16 protein-coding genes and 3 rRNA genes are annotated in these 24,010 nt (G+C 61.0%); 13 read left to right on the forward strand and 6 right to left on the reverse strand.

Features of this window, described 5'->3' with window-relative positions:
• Positions 1–163: 163 nt before the first annotated feature.
• Positions 164–2,593, reverse strand: a complete 2,430-nt coding sequence (locus AB1384_01485; GenBank protein MEW6552945.1) for a PBP1A family penicillin-binding protein — start codon at positions 2,591–2,593, stop codon at positions 164–166.
• 268 nt (positions 2,594–2,861) lie between these two features.
• On the opposite strand from AB1384_01485, the gene tyrS reads away from it, so the two are divergent.
• From tyrS to rrf, 5 genes are all read left to right on the forward strand, one after another.
• Entirely contained in the window at positions 2,862–4,097 is a 1,236-nt protein-coding gene (tyrS, locus tag AB1384_01490) for a tyrosine--tRNA ligase (GenBank protein ID MEW6552946.1), read from the forward strand.
• Positions 4,098–4,478: 381 nt separating this feature from the next.
• Positions 4,479–6,025 (forward strand): 16S ribosomal RNA (locus AB1384_01495).
• A gap of 437 nt (positions 6,026–6,462) precedes the next feature.
• A complete protein-coding gene (locus AB1384_01500; GenBank protein ID MEW6552947.1) occupies positions 6,463–6,876 on the forward strand; it encodes a hypothetical protein in 414 nt (137 codons plus the stop codon).
• A 158-nt stretch (positions 6,877–7,034) separates the two neighbouring features.
• Positions 7,035–11,065, forward strand: a 23S ribosomal RNA gene (locus AB1384_01505).
• 73 nt (positions 11,066–11,138) lie between these two features.
• A 5S ribosomal RNA gene (gene rrf, locus AB1384_01510) occupies positions 11,139–11,254 on the forward strand.
• The 16S, 23S and 5S rRNA genes sit together here, the layout of an rRNA operon.
• A gap of 246 nt (positions 11,255–11,500) precedes the next feature.
• Here rrf and AB1384_01515 read toward each other — a convergent pair.
• Complete coding sequence (locus tag AB1384_01515; GenBank protein ID MEW6552948.1) at positions 11,501–11,701, reverse strand: DUF2892 domain-containing protein; 201 nt, start codon at positions 11,699–11,701, stop codon at positions 11,501–11,503.
• A 152-nt stretch (positions 11,702–11,853) separates the two neighbouring features.
• Here AB1384_01515 and AB1384_01520 point away from each other — a divergent pair, with 152 nt between their 5' ends.
• Positions 11,854–13,056 carry a tetratricopeptide repeat protein gene (locus tag AB1384_01520; protein MEW6552949.1) on the forward strand — a complete coding sequence of 401 codons (1,203 nt, stop codon included), beginning with the start codon at positions 11,854–11,856 and terminating at the stop codon, positions 13,054–13,056.
• On the opposite strand, the gene AB1384_01525 is transcribed toward AB1384_01520, so the two are convergent.
• Complete coding sequence (locus AB1384_01525) at positions 13,053–13,841, reverse strand: enoyl-CoA hydratase/isomerase family protein (protein ID MEW6552950.1); 789 nt, start codon at positions 13,839–13,841, stop codon at positions 13,053–13,055. The genes AB1384_01520 and AB1384_01525 overlap by 4 nt on opposite strands.
• Before the next feature lie 227 nt (positions 13,842–14,068).
• Between AB1384_01525 and AB1384_01530 the strand changes: the two genes are divergently transcribed.
• Positions 14,069–14,332 (forward strand): zinc ribbon domain-containing protein, encoded by a 264-nt coding sequence (locus AB1384_01530; protein ID MEW6552951.1) that lies wholly within the window; start codon positions 14,069–14,071, stop codon positions 14,330–14,332.
• A gap of 437 nt (positions 14,333–14,769) precedes the next feature.
• Here the strand turns inward: AB1384_01530 and AB1384_01535 are convergent, their stop codons facing one another.
• Together AB1384_01535 and AB1384_01540 are read right to left on the reverse strand one after the other, a co-directional pair.
• Entirely contained in the window at positions 14,770–16,485 is a 1,716-nt protein-coding gene (locus AB1384_01535; GenBank protein MEW6552952.1) for a TIGR04190 family B12-binding domain/radical SAM domain protein, read from the reverse strand.
• Between the two features lie 180 nt (positions 16,486–16,665).
• Positions 16,666–17,118, reverse strand: a complete 453-nt coding sequence (locus AB1384_01540) for a MerR family transcriptional regulator (GenBank protein MEW6552953.1) — start codon at positions 17,116–17,118, stop codon at positions 16,666–16,668.
• A gap of 457 nt (positions 17,119–17,575) precedes the next feature.
• Here AB1384_01540 and AB1384_01545 point away from each other — a divergent pair, with 457 nt between their 5' ends.
• A complete protein-coding gene (locus tag AB1384_01545; protein MEW6552954.1) occupies positions 17,576–18,877 on the forward strand; it encodes a DUF1015 domain-containing protein in 1,302 nt (433 codons plus the stop codon).
• 65 nt (positions 18,878–18,942) lie between these two features.
• Positions 18,943–19,872, forward strand: coding sequence for a MerR family transcriptional regulator (locus AB1384_01550; GenBank protein MEW6552955.1), 930 nt, complete (start codon positions 18,943–18,945; stop codon positions 19,870–19,872).
• Here the strand turns inward: AB1384_01550 and AB1384_01555 are convergent.
• Positions 19,862–20,362, reverse strand: coding sequence for a DUF6125 family protein (locus tag AB1384_01555; protein MEW6552956.1), 501 nt, complete (start codon positions 20,360–20,362; stop codon positions 19,862–19,864). The genes AB1384_01550 and AB1384_01555 overlap by 11 nt on opposite strands.
• A gap of 138 nt (positions 20,363–20,500) precedes the next feature.
• Between AB1384_01555 and AB1384_01560 the strand changes: the two genes are divergently transcribed.
• From AB1384_01560 to AB1384_01575, 4 genes are read left to right on the forward strand one after another with little or no spacing between them, the layout of a single operon-like run.
• Positions 20,501–20,809: a (2Fe-2S)-binding protein gene (locus tag AB1384_01560; GenBank protein MEW6552957.1), complete on the forward strand. Its 309-nt coding sequence runs from the start codon at positions 20,501–20,503 to the stop codon at positions 20,807–20,809.
• On the forward strand, positions 20,806–21,879 hold the full coding sequence (locus tag AB1384_01565) for an FAD-dependent oxidoreductase (GenBank protein MEW6552958.1): 1,074 nt from the start codon (positions 20,806–20,808) through the stop codon (positions 21,877–21,879). Before AB1384_01560 ends, AB1384_01565 begins: the two co-directional genes overlap by 4 nt.
• Positions 21,880–21,900: 21 nt before the next feature.
• Complete coding sequence (locus AB1384_01570; protein MEW6552959.1) at positions 21,901–22,659, forward strand: 4Fe-4S binding protein; 759 nt, start codon at positions 21,901–21,903, stop codon at positions 22,657–22,659.
• Positions 22,652–23,824: an FAD-dependent oxidoreductase gene (locus AB1384_01575; protein ID MEW6552960.1), complete on the forward strand. Its 1,173-nt coding sequence runs from the start codon at positions 22,652–22,654 to the stop codon at positions 23,822–23,824. Before AB1384_01570 ends, AB1384_01575 begins: the two co-directional genes overlap by 8 nt.
• Positions 23,825–24,010 lie beyond the last annotated feature (186 nt).

Genomic DNA, 24,010 nt, shown 5'->3' on the forward strand with positions numbered 1-24,010 from the left:
GGCGCCGGATCCATGGAGAAACGGGCTCTCCGTTTGGGGGTCTTGTTTCTTGCATTCGTACGGCCCGGATCGGAGTAGCAGCCATTTATGGAATGCAACAAACAAGAAGCCTGACCCGGGTCGAGTTAACGGCCTCTGGTGGAACGCAACAAACAAGAAGACCCTAGGGAGAACTGCCGACGGTGATGATGATCTGGGATCCCGGCGCGGCCGTGGCTCCCGCCCCCGGGAACTGGCTGATGACTATCCCTACCTGCGACGCATCCGCCGGGCTGTAGACCACCTTGTACGAGAACCCGGCCGCGGTGATGGTCTCCTTGGCGGCGGTCTCGCTCATTCCCACCACGCCGGGCACGCTGGATTGCGGTGAGGAACCCTGGCTCACGGTGATGGATACCGACGACCCGGTGACCACGGAGGTCCCAGCGAGGGGTGACTGGGTGATCACTATCCCCCTGGCCACCACGCTCGAATAGGCATAGTTCACCGAAGGGTTCAGCCCTGCTCCGCGGATAGCGGCCACGGCGCCCGCCTCGGTCATGCCCGCGACCCCCGGCACGGTGACCCGCTGCGTCTGGGTGTTGTGGATGGTGCAGGGATCCGTGGGTTCCTCGCCGCGCCGGTAGGACCTGGTCTCGGTGTGGGGGCAGAAGGGGGTGGCCTTCATACCGCTATCGGTGCATACGGTCACCGAGACCCACTCCGACTCATCCTCATCCTCGCCCCCGAACTCCGCCTCGGGGAAGTCGGTGGGGGCCACGTCGGCCAGGGCCTTTTCAGCGAACTTCCTCCAGATCTGGGCGGGGAAGGTGCCGCCATAGACGGTGATGCCGTGCACGCTGCGCATGGACACCCGGCCCTGGGGATAGCCGACCCACACGGCAGCGGAGAGGTCGGGGGTATAGCCGCAGAACCAGGCGTCGGCGTAGTCGTCGGTGGTGCCGGTCTTGCCCGCCTGCGGGCGGTCGATGCGGGCGGCACGGCCCGTACCGTATCTCACCGCGTCCTGGAGGATGGAGTTGACCACGGCGGCCACGTCCTCGCGTACCACGCGCTTTCCCTTGGGATTGTTCTCGAAGATGACGTTGCCTTCCGCATCCGTCACCTTGTTCACGCAGATGGGCGGGACGTAGGTGCCGTTGTTGGCCAGGGTGCCGAAGGCGCTCGCCATCTCCAGCGGATTTACCTCACAGGTGCCCAGGGCTATGGAAGGATAGGGCGGGACGGTGGACGTGATGCCCATGGCCTGGGCCATCTGGGCCACCCGCTGCGGCCCCACGTCCCTGATGATGCGGGCATAGACCACGTTCACCGAGCGCACGGTGGCGGTATAGACGTTGATGGTGCCGTAGCTCGACCCCTCGGCGTTTCCCACTTTCCACTTGGTGCCGTCTGGAAACTCGAGGGTGGTGGGGGAGGAATCGTAGGACTTGTAGGGGGAGATGCCATTGCTGATGGCGGTGGTGAGCACGAAGGGCTTGAAGGCGGAACCGGGCTGCCGGCCCCCCTGGGCCGCGATGTTGTACTGCTGGTCGCTGTAGTCCTTGCCTCCCACCATGGCCTTTATCTCGCCCGTGCGGGGGTCTACGGCGCAGATGGCCGCGCTGGGGTCGCCCGGCTGGTCGAGGGTATCGGCTATGGCCTCCTCGGCATATCTCTGCAGGTTAGGGTCGATGGTGGTGTAGACGCGCAGGCCGCCGCGGAAGATGATGTCGTCAGGGGAGAGGTCGCCGAACTTTGCCCGCAGGTCGGGGTCGGCGGCGAAGACGTTATAGAGGTATTTCTTCACGTACTCCACGAAATATGGGGCGATGGGGCTGGGGGCTTCCTCCGCCACCGGCTGCACGACCACCTCCCTGGCCTTGGCCTCCGCGCATTGGGACGCGGTTATATAACCCAGCTCCTCCATCTTGTCCAGGACCACGTTGCGCCGCTCCTTTGCGGCCTCGATGTTTAGATAAGGCGAGTAGTAGTTGGGGATCCTGATAACAGCGGCCAGCAACGCCGCCTCCTCGAGCGTCAGATCCGAGGGTGGCTTGCCGAAGAAGGTCTGGGAGGCCGTCTTGACGCCGTAACACCCCTGGCCGAAATAGACCTCGTTCAAGTACATCTCGAGGATCTTGTCCTTGGAGTAGCGCCGCTCCAGCTGGTTCGCCAACCGCGCCTCTTCGATCTTCCGCCAGTAGGTCCTCTCCCGCCCCGCCAGGGCGATGTCGACGTATTGCTGGGTGATGGTGGAAGCGCCCTGCACCACCTTGCCCTGCACCACGTTGGTCCAGAAGGCACGGGCGATGGCCTCCCAGTCAACGCCGCCGTGCTGGTAGAAACGTTCGTCCTCGATGGCGATGACGGCGTTCTCGAGGGCGGGGCAGATCTGGTCCAGGGTCACGTTCTCGCGGTTCTGCTCCCCGTGCAGCTCGGTGATGATCGTGCCGTCGGCTGCGATGATCTTGGAGGTCTGGGCCATTTGGTGGTTCTCGAGGTCCTCCAGGCGGGGGAGTCCCATGCCGGTGTAGAACCAGAAGAAGAAGCCGCCCGCAAGTAGTGCAAGGCATAGCACGAAGACCATGGCTATGCGCAAGAATATCCGCATCGAACACCCCGAACAACTATGTCGGACTTCCGCTTCCTGCTAAGATTTTACTCTTCGTTTGACATCCTCGGAAGGACGTTTTGTTCCCTTTAACCTGGAACTTCCTTCGCCGCCCGGCGTCCTTTTCCTCTTGCGGCCGGGATTGTCGGAGTCGCGTGAAGTCCCGCAAGGCATGCATGATCGCCTCGGCTCGATCTCCAGCTCCCGCTCCCTTTACCACTCGCGCGTGCTTGAAGTATCCTTGTCTCGACGTGAAGGGAGACATCGCATGGCCCTGGTCAAGGATCCAGAGCATCATATGAAGGTCATCCTCTCGGGGACGGCGCAATGCCTGCCCGAGGGAGACCTCGCGTCAAAGGTGAAGAGGGCCATCGCTGAAGACCGCCCCTTGAGGGTCAAGCTCGGGGTGGACCCCACCCGCCCCGACTTGCACCTGGGCCACGCCGTCCCCCTGCGCAAGCTGCGGCAGTTCCAGGACCTGGGCCATACGGCCATCCTGCTCATCGGGGACTTCACCGCCCTTGTCGGCGACCCGTCGGCGCGTGACGTGACCCGGCCCCAGCTGGCGGTGGAGGAGGTCAAGGCCAACGCGCGCACCTACGCGGAGCAGGCGTTCCGCATCCTGGATAGGGAAAAGACGGTCCTCGACTACAACAGCCGCTGGCTGGCGCCCATAAACTTCGAGGAGCTGTTGCGCCTCACCGCGCACTTCACCGTGGCCCGGCTGCTGGAGCGGGACGACTTCTCCCAGCGCTACGCGGAGAACGTCTCCATCGGCCTGCACGAGTTTCTCTACCCGGTGATGCAGGCCTACGACTCTGTGGCCCTGGAGGCGGATGTGGAGATCGGCGGAACCGACCAGATATTCAACCTCCTGGCAGGGCGGGAGCTGCAGCGGGTGCTGGGGCAGGAACCCCAGAGCGTGCTCACCCTGCCCATCCTGGTGGGCCTCGACGGGGTGAAGAAGATGTCCAAGAGCCTGGGAAACTACGTGGGCCTTACCGATCCGCCCGAGGAGATGTTCGGAAAGCTCATGTCCCTTGCCGACGAGCTCATGCCCGACTACTTCAGGCTCACCACGGCCCTGGGGCCCGACGAGGTGGACGCCATCCTGCGCGAGCTGGAGGCGGATACCCTGCACCCGGCCACGGCCAAGAGGCGCCTGGCGGCGGAGGTGGTCGGCCTCTACTGGGGCGAGCCGGCGGCGCGCGAGGCAGAGCAGGCCTTCGACCGCGTGCACGTGGAGAGGGAGCAGCCGCAGGACATCCCGGAGGTGGCCATCGGCCCCGGCGAGTTCAAGCAGGGGAGGATATGGCTACCGCGGCTCCTGGTCCTCGCCGGCCTGGCCTCTTCCACCAGCGAGGGCAGGCGCCTCGTCTCCCAGGGGGGCGTGAAGTTGGGGGATGTGGTGGTGGAGGATGCGGACTTAATGTTGAGCGCGAAGGAGCTTGACGGATCGGTTATCCAGAAGGGCAAGCGCCATTTTCGCAGGATAAGGGCTTGAGGGGCGCAAAAAACCCCGTTTGACATGGCATTTTTCGAGTGTTATCATGAAGTTTGCGGCAGAGCCGCCGGGTTTTATCCCGATTGATAAAGGAGGCGGTATTCCGGATACTTAGGGATTGTTGGGGGGTCTTAAGTCTGGGTGCCGCTGGAAGAGCGGCCTTTTTGATGCCGCTTCATTGACAGGCTATAACATGGGTGCTACCTTGTAGCATTGTGTAATTCGGTGCTCGTACCGTGTTCCTTGAAAACTAAACAGCGTAACAGAGAGAGAAAATGAGCTCCAATCAATTCCGTCCGTATCCACCGCAAGGTGGGACACGGTCAGTATGGAGCCTGGATACACACTTCAAAAGCATGTAAGTCCGCAAGGACTGCATTTTCTTTGGAGAGTTTGATCCTGGCTCAGGACGAACGCTGGCGGCGTGCCTAACACATGCAAGTCGAGCGGACCGACCCCGTCTCTTCGGAGATGGGACAGGTCAGCGGCGAACGGGTGAGTAACACGTGGGTAATCTACCCCGAAGACCGGGATAACTCCGGGAAACCGGTGCTAATACCGGATACCTTGGTTTCACCGCATGATGGGACCAAGAAAGGGTTGCTTTGCTTCCGCTTCGGGATGAGCCCGCGGCCCATTAGCTTGTTGGTGGGGTAACGGCCTACCAAGGCGACGATGGGTAGCCGGCCTGAGAGGGTGTACGGCCACACTGGGACTGAGATACGGCCCAGACTCCTACGGGAGGCAGCAGTGAGGAATATTGCGCAATGGGCGAAAGCCTGACGCAGCGACGCCGCGTGGACGACGAAGGCCTTCGGGTTGTAAAGTCCTGTCAGGAGGGACGAAGCGGACTTGTCCGTGACGGTACCTCGGTAGGAAGCTCCGGCTAACTACGTGCCAGCAGCCGCGGTAAGACGTAGGGGGCTAGCGTTGTCCGGAATCACTGGGCGTAAAGAGCTCGTAGGCGGTCTGTTAAGTCGGGTGTGAAAGCCCTCGGCTCAACCGAGGAATTGCACTCGATACTGGCAGGCTAGAGTCAAGCAGAGGGAAGTGGAATTCCCGGTGTAGCGGTGAAATGCGCAGATATCGGGAAGAACACCGGTGGCGAAGGCGGCTTCCTGGGCTTGTACTGACGCTGAGGAGCGAAAGCTAGGGGAGCGAACAGGATTAGATACCCTGGTAGTCCTAGCCGTAAACGATGGGCACTAGGTGTGGGGGGTTACCAAATCCCTCCGTGCCGAAGCTAACGCATTAAGTGCCCCGCCTGGGGAGTACGGCCGCAAGGCTAAAACTCAAAGGAATTGACGGGGGCCCGCACAAGCGGCGGAGCATGTGGCTTAATTCGACGCAACGCGAAGAACCTTACCAGGGTTTGACATGTGCGCGAAAACTATGGAAACATGGTCCTCCTTCGGGACGCGTGCACAGGTGGTGCATGGCTGTCGTCAGCTCGTGTCGTGAGATGTTGGGTTAAGTCCCGCAACGAGCGCAACCCTTATCGCATGTTGCCAGCGGGTTATGCCGGGAACTCATGCGAGACTGTCGGTGTCAAACCGGAGGAAGGTGGGGATGACGTCAAGTCATCATGCCCCTTATGCCCTGGGCTGCACACGTGCTACAATGGCCGGTACAGAGGGCTGCGATACCGCGAGGTGGAGCGAATCCCAAAAAGCCGGTCTAAGTTCGGATTGGAGGCTGCAACTCGCCTTCATGAAGTCGGAGTCGCTAGTAATCGCGAATCAGCAATGTCGCGGTGAATACGTTCCCGGGCCTTGTACACACCGCCCGTCACACCACGAAAGTCGGCAACACCCGAAGCCGGTGGGCTAACCCCTTTGGGGAGGCAGCTGTCGAAGGTGGGGTCGGCGATTGGGGTGAAGTCGTAACAAGGTAGCCGTACCGGAAGGTGCGGCTGGATCACCTCCTTTCTAGGGAAACGCCGTATTGACTACGGCGAACCAAGTATCCTTCTCTCGACGTGCGCTGTTTAGTTTTGAAGGAATGGGTTCATGGGCGCCGAATTATTTATGTGCGGAAATGGGTTGGTGGCCGGTGCGATCGCGGACCCGGGGGGCAACCCGATCCGGACGATACCGGTCATGCGGCGTGAAACTCGATAAAAGGAGAGTTAGAAGCGCCGCGATGTGGTAAAAATATAGTGTTAAGGACCTCGACTGCGGGGAATTCGTTGGCACGGTGACCGAAGACGACGGTTGGTCGGTAAGATCACGATTCGATCCAGTTTGAACTGGGAAGAAAGGAGCCTATGATGGTACAGCAACCGCCAGGACCCCCTCCGGGAGGAATGCAGCCGCCCCCTCCGCCGCCGGGACAGCCTCCGCAGGCACCTGCGGGTCCCCCCAAGGTGCAGCTGGACACCTCCAACCTGCCGATAGCAGATATCATCGTGGCGGGCGGCGCGCTCATCACCATGATATTCACGTTTCTTGCCTGGTACAAAGTCGAGGTATTCGGATTCGGTGGGGGAACCGGAAGGGGAAGCTATCAAAACTGGCCCATGATCATCTATATCTTCCTCTTGATATTCGCGGGATTCTTTATAATCAATGCCATGGCTAACTTCATCGATATCAACCTTCCTCTTGGAATGATCTACATGGTCTGGTCAATTGTAGGGACTTTCTTCACCCTGCTGGCCATCGTCATCCGTCCAGGGGACTGGGAGTTCGTGAAGATGAACTGGATAGTATGGATACTGGCCATTGTCTTTTCCCTGGCGCCCATAGCCGGTGCCTTCATCAAGATGAAGGAAAGCTGAGCGACGGAAAGGTCAAAAAAGCACGAAAAGGTCGTGGAATAGCTATTGACCGCGGGCTTATAATTATTATAGGATGTCTTTTTGGGCGCACCATTATGGTGCGCTCTTAGCTCGGAATCGTACCTTGAAAACTGCACAGTGATCGAAGAGGTTGTTTTAACCAAGCTACTAAGAGCATACGGTGGATGCCTAGGTGCCAGGAGCCGATGAAGGACGTGGCAGGCTGCGATAAGCTTCGGGGAGCCGCCTAACAGGCTTTGATCCGGAGATCTCCGAATGGGGGAACCTGCTGGTGGTAATGCGCCAGCACCCACGCCTGAACACATAGGGCGTGAGGAGGCAAGCGGGGGAACTGAAACATCTAAGTACCCCGAGGAAAAGAAAGCAACCGCGATTCCCTGAGTAGCGGCGAGCGAAACGGGAACAGCCCAAACCTGGCGGATGTGATAGCCCGCGAGCGTTGTCCGTCAGGGGTTGAAGGACCTTCCAGGTGTCGTTGCGGAGGCACCGGGGAGTTACAAAATCCATTTCTAGTCGAGGGATTCTGGAAAGATCCGCCACAGAGGGTAACAGCCCCGTAGGCGAAAGGAATGGATCTCCCGGAGGGTATCCTGAGTACGGCGGGACCGGGGAAATCCCGTCGGAATCTGCGGGCACCACCCCGCAAGGCTAAATACTCCCTGGCGACCGATAGTGAACCAGTACCGTGAGGGAAAGGTGAAAAGTACCCCGGGAGGGGAGTGAAATAGTACCTGAAACCGTATGCTTACAAACCGTCAGAGCGGCTACGGGCCGTGATGGCGTGCTTTTTGTAGAATGAGCCGGCGAGTTACCGGTACGCAGCGAGGTTAAGGGATAGTCCCGGAGCCGAAGCGAAAGCGAGTCTTAACAGGGCGAATTCAGTTGCGTGCCGTAAACCCGAAGCCGAGTGATCTACCCATGGGCAGGTTGAAGCGAGGGTAAGACCTCGTGGAGGACCGAACCCACTTCGGTTAAAAACGGAGGGGATGACCTGTGGGTAGGGGTGAAAGGCCAATCAAACTCGGAGATAGCTGGTTCTCCCCGAAATAGCTTTAGGGTTAGCCTCGGGTGTTCAGCCATGGTGGTAGAGCACTGATTGGACTAGGGGCCTTCACCGGTTACCAAACCCAGTCAAACTCCGAATGCCATGGCTCCAGAACCCGGGAGTCAGACTGTGGGGGATAAGCTCCATGGTCGAGAGGGAAACAGCCCAGACCGCCAGCTAAGGTCCCTAATTCGGGCTAAGTGGGAAAGGATGTGAAATTGCCCAGACAACCAGGATGTTGGCTTAGAAGCAGCCACCATTGAAAGAGTGCGTAATAGCTCACTGGTCAAGTGGTTTCGCGCCGATAATGTAGCGGGGCTCAAGCCCGATACCGAAGCTGCGGCATTGTGCCTTCGGGCATGATGGGTAGGGGAGCATTCCCTGGGGGGCGAAGTCGACCCGTAAGGGTTTCCCGTATGGGATTCATCGATGGACCGCAGGGAAGAGAGAATGCCGGTATGAGTAGCGAAAGACGGGTGAGAAACCCGTCCGCCGAATGCCCAAGGGTTCCTGGGGAAGGTTAATCCACCCAGGGTTAGTCGGGACCTAAGGCGAGGCCGAGAGGCGTAGTCGATGGACAACCGGTTTATATTCCGGTACCACCAGTCAGTGCTTGACCGATTGGGGGGACGCGGAAGGATAAGCGAACCGCGGCGCTGGTCGACCGCGGGTAAGCGTGTAGGGCGCTGCCGAGTCAAATGCTTGGCGGCACACAAGCCTGAGGCGCGATGCCGACCCGCTTTTAGGGGAAGTCGCCGAATCCATGCCGCCGAGAAAAGCCCCTAGGGAGCTGTCTGGTGCCCGTACCCCAAACCGACACAGGTGGGCGAGTAGAGAATACTAAGGCGATCGAGATAACCCTCGTTAAGGAACTCGGCAAATTAGCCCCGTAACTTCGGGAGAAGGGGCACCCCGTTAGCGTGATGGGATCCGCTCCCTAAGCGTGAGGGGGTCGCAGTGAACAGGCCCAAGCGACTGTTTACTAAAAACACAGGTCTCTGCAAAGTCGTAAGACGACGTATAGGGGCTGACGCCTGCCCGGTGCCGGAAGGTTAAGGGGAAGGGTTAGCGGTCGGTTTCGGCCGGCACGCGAAGCTTTGAACCTAAGCCCCGGTGAACGGCGGCCGTAACTATAACGGTCTATCTTCATGGGCCGTTACAAAACCTGGCTATATGCTGGAAAACCCGAGTATCCCGCGCTACCTGTCAGCAGGAGCCGCTATATTAATAGTGGTGATATGCATGATGAAGAAGATAGGTAAAAATGCGACGGGTGCGGACAATCAGCAGGAAAGACCAGGGATTGCCGATTGGATAGTGGGGTTTGTGGATGGCGAAGGGACGTTTTCGGTAAGCGTTTTTCGTAACCGGACAATGTCTCTTGGATGGCAGGTCTTTCCGGAGTTCGTAGTGACTCAGGGATGCAGAGGCGTCGAAGCCCTGCATGTTATAAGAAGTTACTTCAAATGTGGAATGATCTATCTGAACCGCAGAAAGGACAACCATCGTGAGGATGTCGCAAGGTACTGCGTCAGAAGCCTTTCGGATCTGAGTGAGGTCATCGTGCCTTTCTTCGAGGAACACCATCTGATAACCGCGAAAAGGGCGGACTTCGAGAAGTTCGCCGAGGTCATAGACCTTATAAAGCGGTATGAGCACCACGATTTGGACGGTCTCAAGCTCATTGCGACGATATCGCAGAGCATGAACCGCCGGAAACCATCGCGATTCCTGGAATCCTCAGAGACTACACGCCAGGCGCTCAGCGAAAGTGAACAGTCGAATGCGAGAGCCGAGTAGGATGAAATACGCCAGATACGCTGAGTGAAGATATAGTCCGACCTCCATGGCGACATGGAGAGCCAGGCAGAAATGACCTGGCCACCAGCCCGAATGAGCTGGGAGTAACAACAAGTGCCTAAGGTGACTATCGTTGCCCCCGTCATCGGTGACGGTGACGGTGCAGCCGGCTATATGCTGGAACACCCGAGTATCTCCAGGTACTCGCCTCCAACGGGGAGGCAGTGACAATCCTTGGAGTGCGGACAATCAGCAGGGAAGTCCTAGTGACCCCTCAGAGACTACACGCCGGCCATCTTCCCCTGGGAAGATGAAGATATAGTCCACGCCCCATGGCGACATGGGGAACACGTGAGCGAAATTCCTTGTCGGGTAAGTTCCGACCTGCACGAATGGCGTAACGACTTGGGCGCTGTCTCAACGAGGGACTCGGCGAAATTGCATTGCCCGTGAAGATGCGGGCTACCTGCAGCAGGACGGAAAGACCCCGTGAACCTTTACTGCAGCCTGATATTGGGCTTTGGTTCATCATGTGCAGGATAGGTGGGAGGCTTTGAAGCGAGGACGCCAGTCCTCGTGGAGCCATCCTTGGGATACCACTCTTGATGTGCTGGGGCTCTAACCGACAACCGTTATCCGGTTGCGGGACAGTGTCAGGTGGGCAGTTTGACTGGGGCGGTCGCCTCCTAAAAGGTAACGGAGGCGCCCAAAGGTTCCCTCAAGCTGGTCGGCAATCAGCTGTAGAGTGTAAGGGCAGAAGGGAGCTTGACTGCGAGACTCACAAGTCGAGCAGGTGCGAAAGCAGGGCCTAGTGATCCGGCGGCATTCATGTGGGAGAGCCGTCGCTCAACGGATAAAAGGTACTCCGGGGATAACAGGCTTATCTCCCCCAAGAGTCCACATCGACGGGGAGGTTTGGCACCTCGATGTCGGCTCATCGCATCCTGGGGCTGGAGTAGGTCCCAAGGGTTGGGCTGTTCGCCCATTAAAGCGGTACGCGAGCTGGGTTTAGAACGTCGTGAGACAGTTCGGTCCCTATCCGCTGCAGGCGTAGGAGAATTGAAGGGAGTTGCCCCTAGTACGAGAGGACCGGGGTGAACGGACCTCTGGTGTGCCAGTTGTTCCGCCAGGAGCACGGCTGGTTAGCCACGTTCGGATCGGATAACCGCTGAAAGCATCTAAGCGGGAAGCCGGCCCTAAGATCAGTTCTCCCACCGGGAAACCGGGTAAGACCCCTTGTAGAACACAAGGTTGATAGGCCGGAAGTGGAAGCGCGGTAACGTGTGCAGCTGACCGGTACTAATAGGTCGAGGGCTTGGTCTTAAACCTCGGAGATTGCTGTGCAGTTTTGAAGGTACGAGGAAGAGCTGCATCTTGAAAAGAGAATATAAATGTTCTCGGTGGCCATGGCGGAGGTGTTCACCTGTATCCATTCCGAACACAGAAGTTAAGCCCTCCAGCGCCGATGGTACTGCTCGGGGGACCGTGTGGGAGAGTAGGTCGCTGCCGGAACACTATTGAAAAGGGCCGCGAAAGCGGCCTTTTTCAATTGGCACGTTTGGGGTCAACCCCGGCCCGTGCCACAACCCGCTACCTGGCACGTTTGGGGTCAACCCCGGCCCGTGCCACAACCCGCTACCATATATGGTTGGGACCACTGTCCCCTGATGCTCATCTCCAGTCCGTCCCGGGCCAGCTCCGCAACGAGACCAGTCACCGGCAAGCGCTCCAGACATCAATCCCCGTTATGCCCTCTGCTCAGAAGGGTTTGCCCACGGTGTTGACCTTGAGGACCTTGTAGAGGGGGCAGAAGCCCGATCCGACGGAGGACAGTAGCATCCCGGCGAGGACAGCCGCCAGGACGCCGGGCTTGTCCTGGCGTTTCCAGGCCATGGCGATGAGGGCCACGGAGAAGGCGGCCCTGCCGACCTTGTCCAGGGTGCCGACGTTCTGCTGCATGAGCAACACCTCCACTAGTGTATGCCTGTATCGAAGACGCACTTCAAACCCTAGGTTAGCCGCATAGGGGACGGCACGCAAGGCAAAAAGCCGTCTTTGCTACAATGGGAGGAGCAGGCGCCGGGCACGGCAGGAAAGGAACATGCGCACAGATGGCCATCGAGGCGGATGAGAAAGCGATCAGCATAGCGTTGTTCCAGTTCGCGACCAATGCGGTGGGCAAGGTCCCGGCTATGGTCGAGAACATGCTTTCTCTCTACCTCATAAACGCCCTGCAGAAAGCGGCCGGCCTGCGGGTCCTGGACCTCACCACGCCGGTGCGCGACGGCGAAGTCCTCAGCCTCACCCGCACCTTTTCGGTGGATGAGGTCAGGGAGGCCTCACAGCGCACCGGAGCGGACATCTCCCTGTGGGGGGCCCTCCACTTCACCCCGGACGGCAGCCCGCTCATAGAGGGCATGGAGGTCGTGCTGGTGGCACTCAAGGCGGGCGACGAGGAGGGCGCCAGGGAAAGGCGGTTCACCTTCGACGCCCTAAAAGGCGACGTGCGGACGGGGACCCTGGAGATCGACACCGCGGCCCTGGAGGACCTGGTGGAGGAGATGCTTCTGGCCCTGGTGGAGATGGTGGGCCTCGCGGGCGGGAGGATGCGCCTGGAGAGGATAGGCGAGGGGTTGTCCCATTCGGACCGCGCCGTCGGCTACTTCGTCTATGCGCTGCGCATCGCCGCCGACCCCTCAGCCAAGCTGCGTTTTTACCTCAAGGCCATCGCCGCTGACCCCGGCTTCGCCCTGCCCTACACCAACGCCGCCCAGTTGCTGCTGGGGGAAGGCAGGTACGGGGAGGCCATGCGGCTGCTGCTGCGGGCGGAGTCACGTCTCGAGGGCGGCGGGCTGGAGCCGGACGTCCTGAACCTGCTCGGCGTGGCGACCATGCACATGGGCATGTGGGACGAGGCGGTTAAGGTGTGGGAGCGCGCCCTCGGCCTCCACCCCGAACACATCGAGACCATGTGCAACCTGGCGGCCGCCTATGCCATGCGGGAGATGCCCGAGGAGGCGGAGGAGTATTACGGCAGGGCCCTCGCGGTCAGAGGCGACTACCCGCTGGCCTGGTTCTCGCTGGGAAGGCTGCAGGCCAGGGGAGAGAAGTACGAGGAAGCCGAGGCGAGCATGCGCCGCTATATCGAGCTCTGCCCCGGAGACCCCTGGGCCTACTACATCCTGGGGACCAGCCTCCTCAAGCAGGGAAAAGAGGGGGAGGCGGAGTTCTCCCTGGGCAAGGCCGTGCAGCTGGACCCCGACGGCGAAGCCGGCACCCTGGCCCGCATCGAGCTGCAGGAACTTAAGAGTTAACGCCCCCTGTACTGGGGCTTTCTATTCTCTGCGATGGCCTTGATGGCTTCCTGGTGGTCCTCGGATACCAGGCACAGGGTCTGGGCGATGGCCTCGAACTCCAGCGCCGTCTCCGGGTCTGAGTCCCAGCACCTGCTGATGACCTGCTTGGCCAGGGCGATGCCGAGTATGGGCCCGTCCGCCAAGCGCTGGGCCAGCTTCATGGCCTCCGGCAGTACCTGGTCCTTGGGGTAGACGTGCTCCACCATGCCGATGCGGTAGGCCTCGTCGGCGTCGATGGTGTCCCCGGTGAAGATGATCTCCTTGGCGCGGCCGTTCCCCACCAGGCGGGCCAGGCGCTTGCAGGCGCCCAGGTCGGGGATGATCCCGAACTTGATCTCCATGAGGTTGAACTTGGCGTCGTCCGAGGCGATGCGGATGTCGCAGGCCAGCATGATCTCCGTGGCGCCGCCGAAAGCCAGGCCGTTGACGGCGGCGATCACCGGCTTATCCATCATCTCATAGGCCAGGAAGGTGCCCTGCACGTCCTTGAGGAAGCCGTGGATCTGCAGTGCGCTCAGCTGGCCCAGGCCGACGAAGCTCCCCAGGTCGAGGCCGCTGGAGAACGACTTGCCGGCCCCGGTCATCACCACGGCCCGCACCTCGGGGTCGTTCTGCAGCTCCCTGGCCGCCACGCCCAACTCCAGGAACATGGTGTGGTTCATGGCGTTATGGGTCTCGGGCCGGTTGAGGGTCAGGACCGCGACCCCGTCCTTCTTCTCGATGCTCAACGTCTCGTAAGCCATCTCGTCTCCTCCCTCCTGCGAAAACGCGACTACGTTTACAGACGGCTGTCACTCTACCCTGTTAGGCTACCACGGAAAGCCACATGAAGGCGATGGATACCGCGGGTGAGAGCGCAGGGCCGGGCGCCCCGCCTCCGTGCCGTCCACCGGTGAGCTCATCCCGCAGCGCGAAAAGGCACCGCGATCCCGCGCATGTTGTTATAATGTCTATCTGGAGGTGAGTCGTTTTGCCCATTTACGAGTACAGGTGCAAGAAGTGCGGGCATTCCTTCGACCTCATGCAGCCCATGGACGCCGAGAAGGTGGCCGACTGCGAGAAGTGCGGGGCGCCGGCGAAAAGGGTGTTCAGCGCCCGTATAGCGGTTAAATACGAGGGCTGGGGTTTCAACGCCACCGACAAACTGCTGCCGGAGAGCAGCCGCTCCAAGCGCGACTTCAAGCAGCTGCGGGAGAAGGCGGAGCAGATCATGGACGAGGACTTCACTCCCTGACCGGCCCCTTGGCCCGCAGCGAACGAACCCGCGAAGCATCCTGAGGAACATCCATACGGGCGGCTGTATAGAACAAGCGCCTGCTGGTGTCGTTTGTAAAAACACCCCTTCCAGAGATCATGATGTCGATATGAAGCGACTCTCGTGGAAAATAAGCGGATACGTGCATACGGGTGGAAAAAGGAGCAGCATCCCGCCCGGGTGTCGACTATATTAAAATCCTCTTCACGAAATCCGGGGATAGGACTGAGCAATCGTTTGCGCTGCCGCTAGCCCAGGAACTACTGGGTCGGTCGGAGCGACATCGCGAGCAGTATATCTGCAAGAAAGCTGCGAATGGATCTGCAACCTGCGAGTGCGAAGCGGAGACCGTTACCCAGAGGCCTGGGCCGGAAAAGCACATAGAGCAAGGACCTCATGCCCCGGTCTCGGGAACCTCAGATCCAGTTCATGAGGATGCGCAGGATGTTGATGCGCCGGAAGCGCGCCCCCGTCAGCGGCCACATCAGCTCCTCCTTGGGAAGGTGGAGCTGGCGTTTCAATCGCTCCGACTCCCGGTGCAGCTTATCCAGCTCCGCAGCCTGGATCCTGGGATCGCCCAGGCTCAGGATATCGTCGACCATCTTCAGCAGGGATATGGTGTCGCGGATGCGGCGGTCGTTCATGGAAGCGTGCTCGGGTGAGATCAGGCCGTTGTTGGCCTTGATATCGTTGAGCGCCAGCATGGCCTCGTAGGTCACGTCCACGATGTCCTGACGGGTCATCCACCTCGTCTCATATCCGAGCAGGTCGCGCCAGTGGGGGGAGAGGGACGCCCGCGCGTAGTCCTCCAGGCACCTGTGGATAAGACGGTAGCCGAAATGTTCGGATTCTAGATGGTAGGAACACCCGGGATCGATGAAAGGGGCCAGTGGGCCGATGGAGGGGTTGAGGCGAGGGCCGAACCTCTTCAACAGCTCCGCGCAATAGTCGACGCTCTCCATAACCGAATCCCTGGTCTGCCCGGGCAGGCCGATCATGAAGAAGATGTCGAACTTATCGCACCCCGCCTCCAGTGCCCACGAGATGCTGCGTTCCAGGTCCTCGTTGCTGTAGGGCTTGCCCGTCGCCTCCCTTATCCTCTCATCGTGGGTCTCGGGGGAGAACTGGAAGTCGAAGTGTTCGAGGCTCGAGGCTATGCGGTCGAAGAAGTCCCGGGGCGCCGGGGAGAACAGCTCAAGGACGATATGGTTCTTGGGGGCGATATGGCTGATGAACTCCAGCGTCTCCAGGGCATAGTCCCTGCCGCCCTGCATCAGGTCGCCGACGATGAAGATGGGGGCGGTGGTGAACTTGGAGAGCAGCTCCACGTCGTAGGCGATCTTCTCGGGCGCGCGGAACGCCACCTGAGAGCGGCCGCAGAAATGGGCGATGGCCTCCCGGGAACCCCCGCAGAAACCGCAGTCATGCGAACATCCCCGGCAGGTAAGGACCATGGTGATGGGGTATTTCCACCAGTTCCAGAAGGCCCTCAGGCTCTTCCAGTCCCCGTACTTGAAGGCGGACTGGATCATATACTTGTAGTTGTTGCCCAGGTAGTCCATGCTCGCCGGGGAATAGGTCAGGGGGTTCTCGATGACGCTCCCTTCCGGTGAGCGCCAGGTGAGGTTGGGAATGGCTTCGAGGGAGCCTCCGTGCATGATGGTCTCCATGAGCATGCGCAGCGGCTCCTCGGTGGAGTCCCCCCGCAGCACGTAATCCAGCTGGGGGTATTCCATGAGTTCGCGGTGGAAGTAGGTGGCCGAATAGCCGCCCATGATCACCGGGATGTGAGGGTGCACGCCCTTGACCACGCGGGCCAGCTCCAGGGCTCCCTGGGCGTGGGTGAGCCAGTGCAGGTCGATACCGAAGGCGGCCGGCTCGACGCGGGACAGGAACGCGGGCACATCGAACTTGTCGCTCTCCAGCATGCGCTGGGCGATGTTGATGATGCGGGTATTGATGCCGTTGCGTTCCAGGTATTCGCCGAGGTAGGTGAAGCCTATGGGATACATCTCGAAGACCGGGGTAGACGGTATGAGATCGCTGATGGGGCTGGGAACCACGGTAAGGTGCCTGAAATCGTATATGCTGGGAGGATGCAGCAATGCTATGTCCGGCTTGGAAAAGATCATGTTCCCACCTTGCGTTCACCCTGGTCGGCCCCTTATGTGGGGATGCGCAAGCGTTCTGTCAGCTCCGGATAGGCATCGTCCCACCAAGGATGTACAGTCGGCCACTTATGAATGATAAACGCTGGCCATACGGCTAGCAAGGCGGCTTTCCCGGCGCTGTTGAGCCATCGCGCCGTCAATTCACGCCTTGAGGCTCTCCACGAAGACCCGGCGGTCGCGGTCCATCTCCACCAGGCGCGCCGAGAGTTCCTCGCAGATGCCGTCGACAGCGATGCACAGGGCTACCTGCCCGCGCCGCAAGGTGTCCAGGATGCTCGCGTCACTGTCGCAGATCTCGAATATGGTGGACCCGTCGGTGACCAGTTTGCATTGCGCCAGGGGGCGCGAGTAGTCCGTGTTCTCCCGCAGGTAAGCAAGGGTCTTGCGGATCTTCTGCAGGCTGATGCCCCTCTGCAGCATTCCCACGATGGTCCTGAGCTCAACCAGGTTGCCGAAGTCATAGCGCTCCTTGGCAAGACCCGATTCATCGTATTCGGTCTGAGACGGCTGAATAAGGCCGGTATCCTTCCAGTAGCGTAATTGCCGCTGCGAGCAACCGCATAGGCACGCGGCCTGTTCCGCGTTGAAGGTCATATCGCCCTCCCAGGGGCCGGATAGATAACAATGAGAGCCGAAAGGTGCGAGTGGGTCTCTGGTATTCGGTAAGAATATTTTTAATACATCAGCGAGCGCAGTTTCAATAGCAATAGCCTAAATTCTCATACTTTTTATGCGAGCCGCGGCGGTGGCGCGGGTTTTACTGAATACAGTCCATTGATATGTATGGGAGGGGAAGATGCCGTATCGGAACGCATCGAAATAAAGGTATGCGCAAGGCCGCCGCCGAAAGCAACATCGTAGTCGGGAGCTGCGCGCCGGGCGTCTTTGTGGGTAATTCGGGCACGGGGCGCGTACCCGCAGGCTGGCCCTTGGAAAGAGATGGAGGTGCTGAAGCGTGGAACGAATATACAAGGGGTCGAGCACGGGCTATAATGTTTCAGGTAGCGCCTTGATAAGTCCCACCGGTTTGGAAATAAATGGGAGAAAGAAGTTGACGGACATAAGGCCCTTTAAGGGCACTTTTTATAATCCTCACGTGGTTGAGAGCCTGTCGCGTACCATAGCGCCGCCCTATGACATCATCGACGAGAAGAAGAAAGAGGCGCTGCTGGCGCGCTCGCCGTACAACATCGTACGCCTGATCCTGCCACCGCCTGGCGGGAGTGGAGATTTCTGGACCAGGTCGGCCACCCTCTTCCAGGCCTGGAAGAAGGGGGATGTCCTGGAAGTGGACAGCGGTGCGAACTTCTACCTGTATCGCCAGGTCTTCGATATGCCCCGGGGGGGGAGGATCGGCAGGACCGGGGTGGTGGCCCTGCTTCGCTGCAGGGATTTCTCGAGTGGAGAGGTGCTTCCCCATGAGCTGACCTTCCCGCGCACCCGGACGGAGAGACTGAACCTCCTGCGAGCCTGCCACGCCAACTTCAGCCAGATCTTCACCGTCTTCCGCGACGAGGGCGAGGAAGTCCTGGCCATCCTCGAGGACGCGACCGCTGACGCGCCTTTCCTCGACCTAAACGATGACGAAGGGGTCACGCACCAGCTATGGCGCATCGGGGAGGGTGAAGCGTCCAGGGCGCTGACGGAGGCCATACGGGGTAGGAAGCTGATGATCGCGGACGGCCACCACCGCTACGAGACCGCCCTCGCTTACAGCAAAGAAAGCCACCGTTCCGCCGAGGCCGCCCAGGCCGCGGCCTACGTGTCGGTGGTCATGCTGAGGTCCGAGGACCCAGGCCTGGCCGTGCTCCCCGTCCACCGCTTGCTCCGCCGGCTGCCGATGGAGCCGGCCGAAGCCTACCGGAGGCTGGAGACCTGCTTCCATGTGGAGGTGATCCAGGAAGGCCTGGCGGAGCGTACCGGGATGTTCGCGGGCCGGCTGGCTTCCCAGCGGCGCCCCGCATTCGTCATGCTCACCTCTGGCGGCGCGGCGCTGCTGGTGTTGAGAGAGGGCGTGGACGTGGCAGCGGAGCTGCCGGGGCAGGAGAGCGTACGCTGGAAGGGACTGGACGTCCCTGTACTGCATGAGCTGGCGCTGACCCGGTGCCTTGGCCTTGATGCCGTGGACCTCGTCGACAGGGGCGACATATCCTTCACCCCCTGGGAGAGTACCGCCATGTCGGCCCTGGGGAGCGGCGAGGCGGAAGCCGCCTTTCTTGTGCGCTCTATCTCCATGGGCGAGATCTGGGAGATAGCAGAAGGGGGAGAGCGTATGCCCCATAAGAGCTCCTATTTCTATCCCAAGCTCGCTTCAGGGCTGATCGTCTATGACCACGAGACCGCGCTGGCTTGAGCCAGCCGTAAACAGCCGTAGGTTGGGGTATTCCCCTTCGCTTAGTGTTAACCTATACTTAACATATGGTGGAGCAGACGAAGAAGCAGAAGAAAAAAGCCGATAAACACCCCGACCTCGAGACGCTGCTCAAGGTGTCGCAGCTCTCCCGGGCGACGGGGGTCTCCACGTCGGCGATCAATTACTACGTGCGCATCGGCCTGCTTCCGCCCCCGGTGAAGACGCACAAGAACATGGCCTATTACGACCCCTCGTATATCCAGATGATCAACTACGTGAAGAGGCTGCAGCTCCAGAAGCACCTTCCCCTGGAGAGGATAAAGGAGATCATGGCCAAGAAGGTCGAGATCTGGGGTGAGATGAGCGGCAGCCGGAAGCATTTCGCCAACGAGGTGTTCGCGGAGGAGGATACGGGAAGGCCGGACGGGCAGGACAAGCGCATGCTGATCATGGCCGCGGGTAGGCGCCTCTTCACGCGCCAAGGGTATTACTCCACCAGCGACGAGGACCTGGTCGAGTTGGCGGGGGTCTCCATGGGGGAGTTCTACGAGTACTACTCCAGCAAGGAGGATCTACTTCTCGACCTGGCCGAGGAAGGGGTGCGGGTATTCCGCAAGAGGGTCTCCGAGGAGATCGCGTCGGTGCCGGACATGCTGGAGAGGATACGCATCTCCATACCCGTCGCATTCCAGGTCATCGTGGAGAACCGCGAGATCTACACCCTGTACATGGAGGGATCGGTGCTTTCGGACGCATCGTACGAGCGTAAGCTAGCCCAGATCATGGCCCTGATCGTGAAGGACCTGAAGATGACCATAATACGGGGGGTGAAGGAGGGGTCCATCCGCCGGCTGCACCCGGACATCACCGCCAACGCCATCATCGGCCAGCTGGTGCGGCTGGCCAACTACTGGATGGAGGACCCCCTCAAACACAACATGGAGGAGATCACCCGGGAGACCATGGAGTTCGTCGCGCGCGCCCTCAGTCCCTGACCGCTTTTCTGATCACCCACTCGCAATGGTCGTCCCCCCGGGGCAGAGAATGCGTTATCTCGAAACTCACATCGGGATCGATGGCCTCGAGCCAGTCGCGGAAGATGGTGTTGTCCACGAACTCGCAGGGCACGTGGTCCTCCCGGCCTGACCGGTTGAGGTTGTCCCACCAGGTGCAACTGTGCACGCGGAAGACGATCTCGTCTTCGCGCACTTCCCCGGCACAGCGGGTGCCGTCGATGTGGCAGACCTTCTCGAGCAGGAAGTTGATGGTGGCCAGGTCGGGCGGATCGGCCGGGTCGATGGTCAAGCCCAGCATGCGGGAGATCCTCTTGAGGAGCACCCTGCCGTAATCCTTCCACACCTCCAGGTCTAGTTCCAGGGCGGCGTCGAAGCCGTACTTCTTCTCCACGGCCATGAACCAGAGCCCGTCGATGGCGGTGAGCGCTCCCTGTCGCAACTGCTGCATCTGTCCGTCGTCAATATCCAAGGCGCCTCCTCTGCTGATGTCGATGTGCCGTCAATCGATTATATTATCCATAGGAACGCGGGGCAGATAAAAGGCCTTTACCGCCGGGCGGCCCGGCTGCCCGCGGGCGTAGGTTGAGCTGACAGGGAGCGGCGCGCAATGAATCTGAGGGTGGGCAGACACGCGGTGTTGGGAGAGATGGAGGCGGGGCGCCCGGTTACCATCTACGTGGACGGAGAACCCGTCCCCGCACGCGAGGGGGAACCCGTCGCGGCGGCCCTCTATGCCGTGGGTATCAGGACCACGCGCTATTCGCCGCGATCCGGCGAGCCGCGCGGCCCGTTCTGTATGATCGGTCGGTGCACGGAGTGCGCCATGACCGTGGACGGTGTCCCCAACGTGCGTACCTGCCTCACCGCGGTGCGCGACGGCATGGAGGTGGAGACCCCGGGGAGGAAAAAGCCGTGAACCTCCCCCTGGAGACCGCGGACCTGGTGGTGGTCGGAGCCGGACCCGCGGGGCTCTGCGCCTCCCTGGAGGCCGTGAGGGCGGGGGTGCATACCGTACTGCTGGATGAGAACAGCCGCGCGGGGGGGCAGCTGTTCAAACAGGTCCACCGCTTCTTCGGGTCGCGCCATCACGGCGCCGGCAAGAGGGGTTTCGTCATCGCGGACCAGTTGGCGGGAGAATGCCGTCAGGCCGGGGTGGAGGTCCGGCTCTCCTCGACCGTGCTGGGCTTTTTCCAGGGCGGGGAGCTTATGGTGGATGCGCCGGGCGGTGTCTATCTCGTCCGCCCCCGCGCCGTGGTCATCGCCACGGGAGCCTCCGAGAGGTGCGTGGCCTTTCCGGGATGGACGCTGCCGGGCGTTATGGGGGCGGGGGCGGCCCAGACCCTGGTCAACGTATACGGCGTCCTGCCGGGAAGGCGTGTCCTCATGGCCGGTTCCGGCAACGTGGGGCTCATCGTCAGCTATCAGCTGTTGCAGGCCGGCGCTGAAGTTGTGGGGATAATAGACATAGCGGACCGCGTGGGCGGGTACGAGGTCCACCTGGAACGCGTGGCCCGTGAGGGCGTGCCCGTATACCTCAACCACCGCATCTTGGCGGCGGAGGGAACGGGGAGCGTCGAGTCCGTGCTGGTGGGGGACGCCGGCGGCGGTAAAGCGTACCGTTTCGAGGTCGATTGCCTGTGTCTGGCCCTGGGGCTCTCGCCCCTGGTGGAACTGGCCGCGATGCGGGGTTGCAGGATGGTCTACCGCGAGGAGCTCGGGGGTTTTCTGCCCTGGCACGACGCGTGGATGCGCACCGACCGTCCCGGGGTCTTCGTTGCCGGGGACGCCGCCGGGATAGAGGAAGCCTCGGTGGCCATGGAGGAGGGCCGGATGGCCGGGATCACAGCGGCGGAGGAGCTCGGGTTGTTGAGCGGTGGCAGGGCGGGGGCGAAGAGAAAGGCGGTGCAGCGCCGCCTCGAGGGCCTGCGCGGCGGGCCGTACGGCACCGGCAAGCTGGCGGCAAAGGTCAGTATCCATGGGGATTGAAGCGGCGGGGACGAGAAGGGCATGGAAGTGATGAGGGAGGTATGGGAGATGGCCGCGAAAGGCGCGGTGGCGGTCTTGGTGTGCCGGGAGCAAATCCCATGCAACCCCTGCGAAGAAGCCTGCCGCAGGGGGGCCATCGTGGTGGGCGAAGATATCTGCACGCCGCCCCGGTATGACCCCTCCCGCTGTGACGGCTGTGGCCGTTGCGTCGCCATATGTCCAGGTATGGCGGTGGTCTTGCTCGACCGCAGCCCGGGAGGAGGCAGGGCACGCGTAACCCTGCCCTACGAGATGCGGGATGCCGTGGAGGCCGGCGGAGAGGCCTGGGCCCTGGACGCGGAGGGCGTGCCGCTGGGCAAGGGAAGGATCGTGAGGACGGCGAAGGCGAGCAGGAAGGACGCCGCGATGCTGGTTACCCTGGAGGTACCGGAGGAGTGGTCCCTAAAGGTGAAAGGACTTAGAGTCCGAGTAATGTCATTAGAGGCGCCGCAGGAAGCGGAGATGCCCTCGCGGGATGAGGGCCGCACGGTGTGCCGCTGCGAGGAGATATCCTGTGCGGAGGCGCAGGCATATGCGGCCATGGGTTTCCGTTCCCTCGGTGCGCTCCGGAGGTACTCGCGTATCGGTCTGGGTTACTGCCAGGGAAGGTTCTGCCAGACAATGCTGGCGGGCGAGTTGCAGGAGGCGACGTCCAGGACACCGGAGGAAGTGGGCACGTTCAGGGTCCGGCCTCCGGTCAGGCCGGTCAAGCTCAGTCGGTTAGGGGGAGAAGATGGCTGATGTTCTGAGTTCAGAGGTCGTGGTGATCGGCGGTGGTGTCATCGGGGCCGCAACCGCGTATTTTCTCTGCAAGGAAGGCGCCGAGGTGATGATCGTCGAGGCCGACGATCTCTCCAGCGGGGCCTCCGGAGCATGCGACGGCTTCGTGTCCCTGCAGACGAAACAGCTGGGAGGCCACCTTGAGATGGCGCGCGAGAGCTCTCAGCTGTTCCCCTCCATCGTAGAGGAACTGGAAGTGGACATTGAATACAACCGTTGCGGCGGACTGATGCTGGCCCGCACGGCGGAACAGCTGAAAGAGCTGAAGGCCAGGGCAAAAAAGCTGAAGGCGGCGGGCCTCGACGTGGAGACCCTGTCCCCTTCCGAACTGAAAGAGCGCCTGCCCGACGTCGATAAGAACGTCAAGGGGGCTTCCTTCTGCGCGGAAGACAGCCAGGTCAACCCCTATAAGCTCACCCTGGGGCTGGCACAGAGAGCCCAGGAGATGGGAGCCACCATCCTCAAGGGTTGCAAGGTCGAGAATATCGTGGTGACCAACAACCGCGTGCGCGAGGTCGACACTTCCCTGGGGAGCATCCATTCCCGGCGCGTGGTCTGCGCCGCGGGTACCGGCTCCAACCAGATAGGCAAGATGATCATCGTGGACATCCCGATCCTGCCGCAGCGCGGCCAGATCCTGGTCACCGAGTCCAGGGACCGCCTGCTGGACCATATCGTATCGGGAGCCGAGTACCTGGGGACCAAGGCCAACCTGGCCGAGTTCATGCCGGAGGACGAGGAAGCCCAGAAACTGGGCCTGGGGTTCACGGCGGAGCAGACGGCCAGCGGCAATATCCTCATCGGGAGCACGAGGGAGTTCGCCGGATTCGACAACAACACCACGCCGGACGCGATAAACGCCATCGCCAGGAACGCCATCGAGTTCCTGCCCTGGATAAAGGACCTCGACGTCATCCGCTCCTTTGCCGGCCTACGGCCGTGTTCCCCCGACGGCATGCCCATACTGGGCACGGTAAAGGGGGTCAAGGGGTTCTATATCGCGACCGGACACGCCGGAGACGGCATATGCCTGGCCCCGATAACCGGCAAGCTCATGAGCGAACTGGTGCTCGATGGCGAGACGAGCATGGACATAGAGCCCTTCTCGCTGTATAGATTCAAATAGCCGGGGCGGAAACATACGGCCACCGGGCACGCGGGGCGCGTGCCCGTTTCCGTCGTGTCCCGCGTGACGGACGGCCCCGGCAGCTCATGGATAACCCATGACAGAAGGCCGCGTGAAGCGCCCGGGCTAGGTGTTGGTTGCGCGGTGGGAAGTCTTCTATAATCGAATAAAGCCTGGAAGGAGAGG

The organism is Actinomycetota bacterium, assembly GCA_040757835.1.
GTDB lineage: Bacteria > Actinomycetota > Geothermincolia > Geothermincolales > RBG-13-55-18 > SURF-21.

Bases quoted from the DNA above. Each gene is read 5' to 3' on its own strand.
- AB1384_01485 (MEW6552945.1), bottom strand. From the start codon at position 2,593: ATGCGGATATTCTTGCGCATAGCCATGGTCTTCGTGCTATGCCTTGCA.
- tyrS (MEW6552946.1), top strand. From the start codon at position 2,862: ATGGCCCTGGTCAAGGATCCAGAGCATCATATGAAGGTCATCCTCTCG.
- AB1384_01515 (MEW6552948.1), bottom strand. From the start codon at position 11,701: ATGCAGCAGAACGTCGGCACCCTGGACAAGGTCGGCAGGGCCGCCTTC.
- AB1384_01520 (MEW6552949.1), top strand. From the start codon at position 11,854: ATGGCCATCGAGGCGGATGAGAAAGCGATCAGCATAGCGTTGTTCCAG.
- AB1384_01525 (MEW6552950.1), bottom strand. From the start codon at position 13,841: ATGGCTTACGAGACGTTGAGCATCGAGAAGAAGGACGGGGTCGCGGTC.
- AB1384_01535 (MEW6552952.1), bottom strand. From the start codon at position 16,485: ATGATCTTTTCCAAGCCGGACATAGCATTGCTGCATCCTCCCAGCATA.
- AB1384_01540 (MEW6552953.1), bottom strand. From the start codon at position 17,118: ATGACCTTCAACGCGGAACAGGCCGCGTGCCTATGCGGTTGCTCGCAG.
- AB1384_01550 (MEW6552955.1), top strand. From the start codon at position 18,943: ATGGTGGAGCAGACGAAGAAGCAGAAGAAAAAAGCCGATAAACACCCC.
- AB1384_01560 (MEW6552957.1), top strand. From the start codon at position 20,501: ATGAATCTGAGGGTGGGCAGACACGCGGTGTTGGGAGAGATGGAGGCG.
- AB1384_01570 (MEW6552959.1), top strand. From the start codon at position 21,901: ATGGAAGTGATGAGGGAGGTATGGGAGATGGCCGCGAAAGGCGCGGTG.
- AB1384_01575 (MEW6552960.1), top strand. From the start codon at position 22,652: ATGGCTGATGTTCTGAGTTCAGAGGTCGTGGTGATCGGCGGTGGTGTC.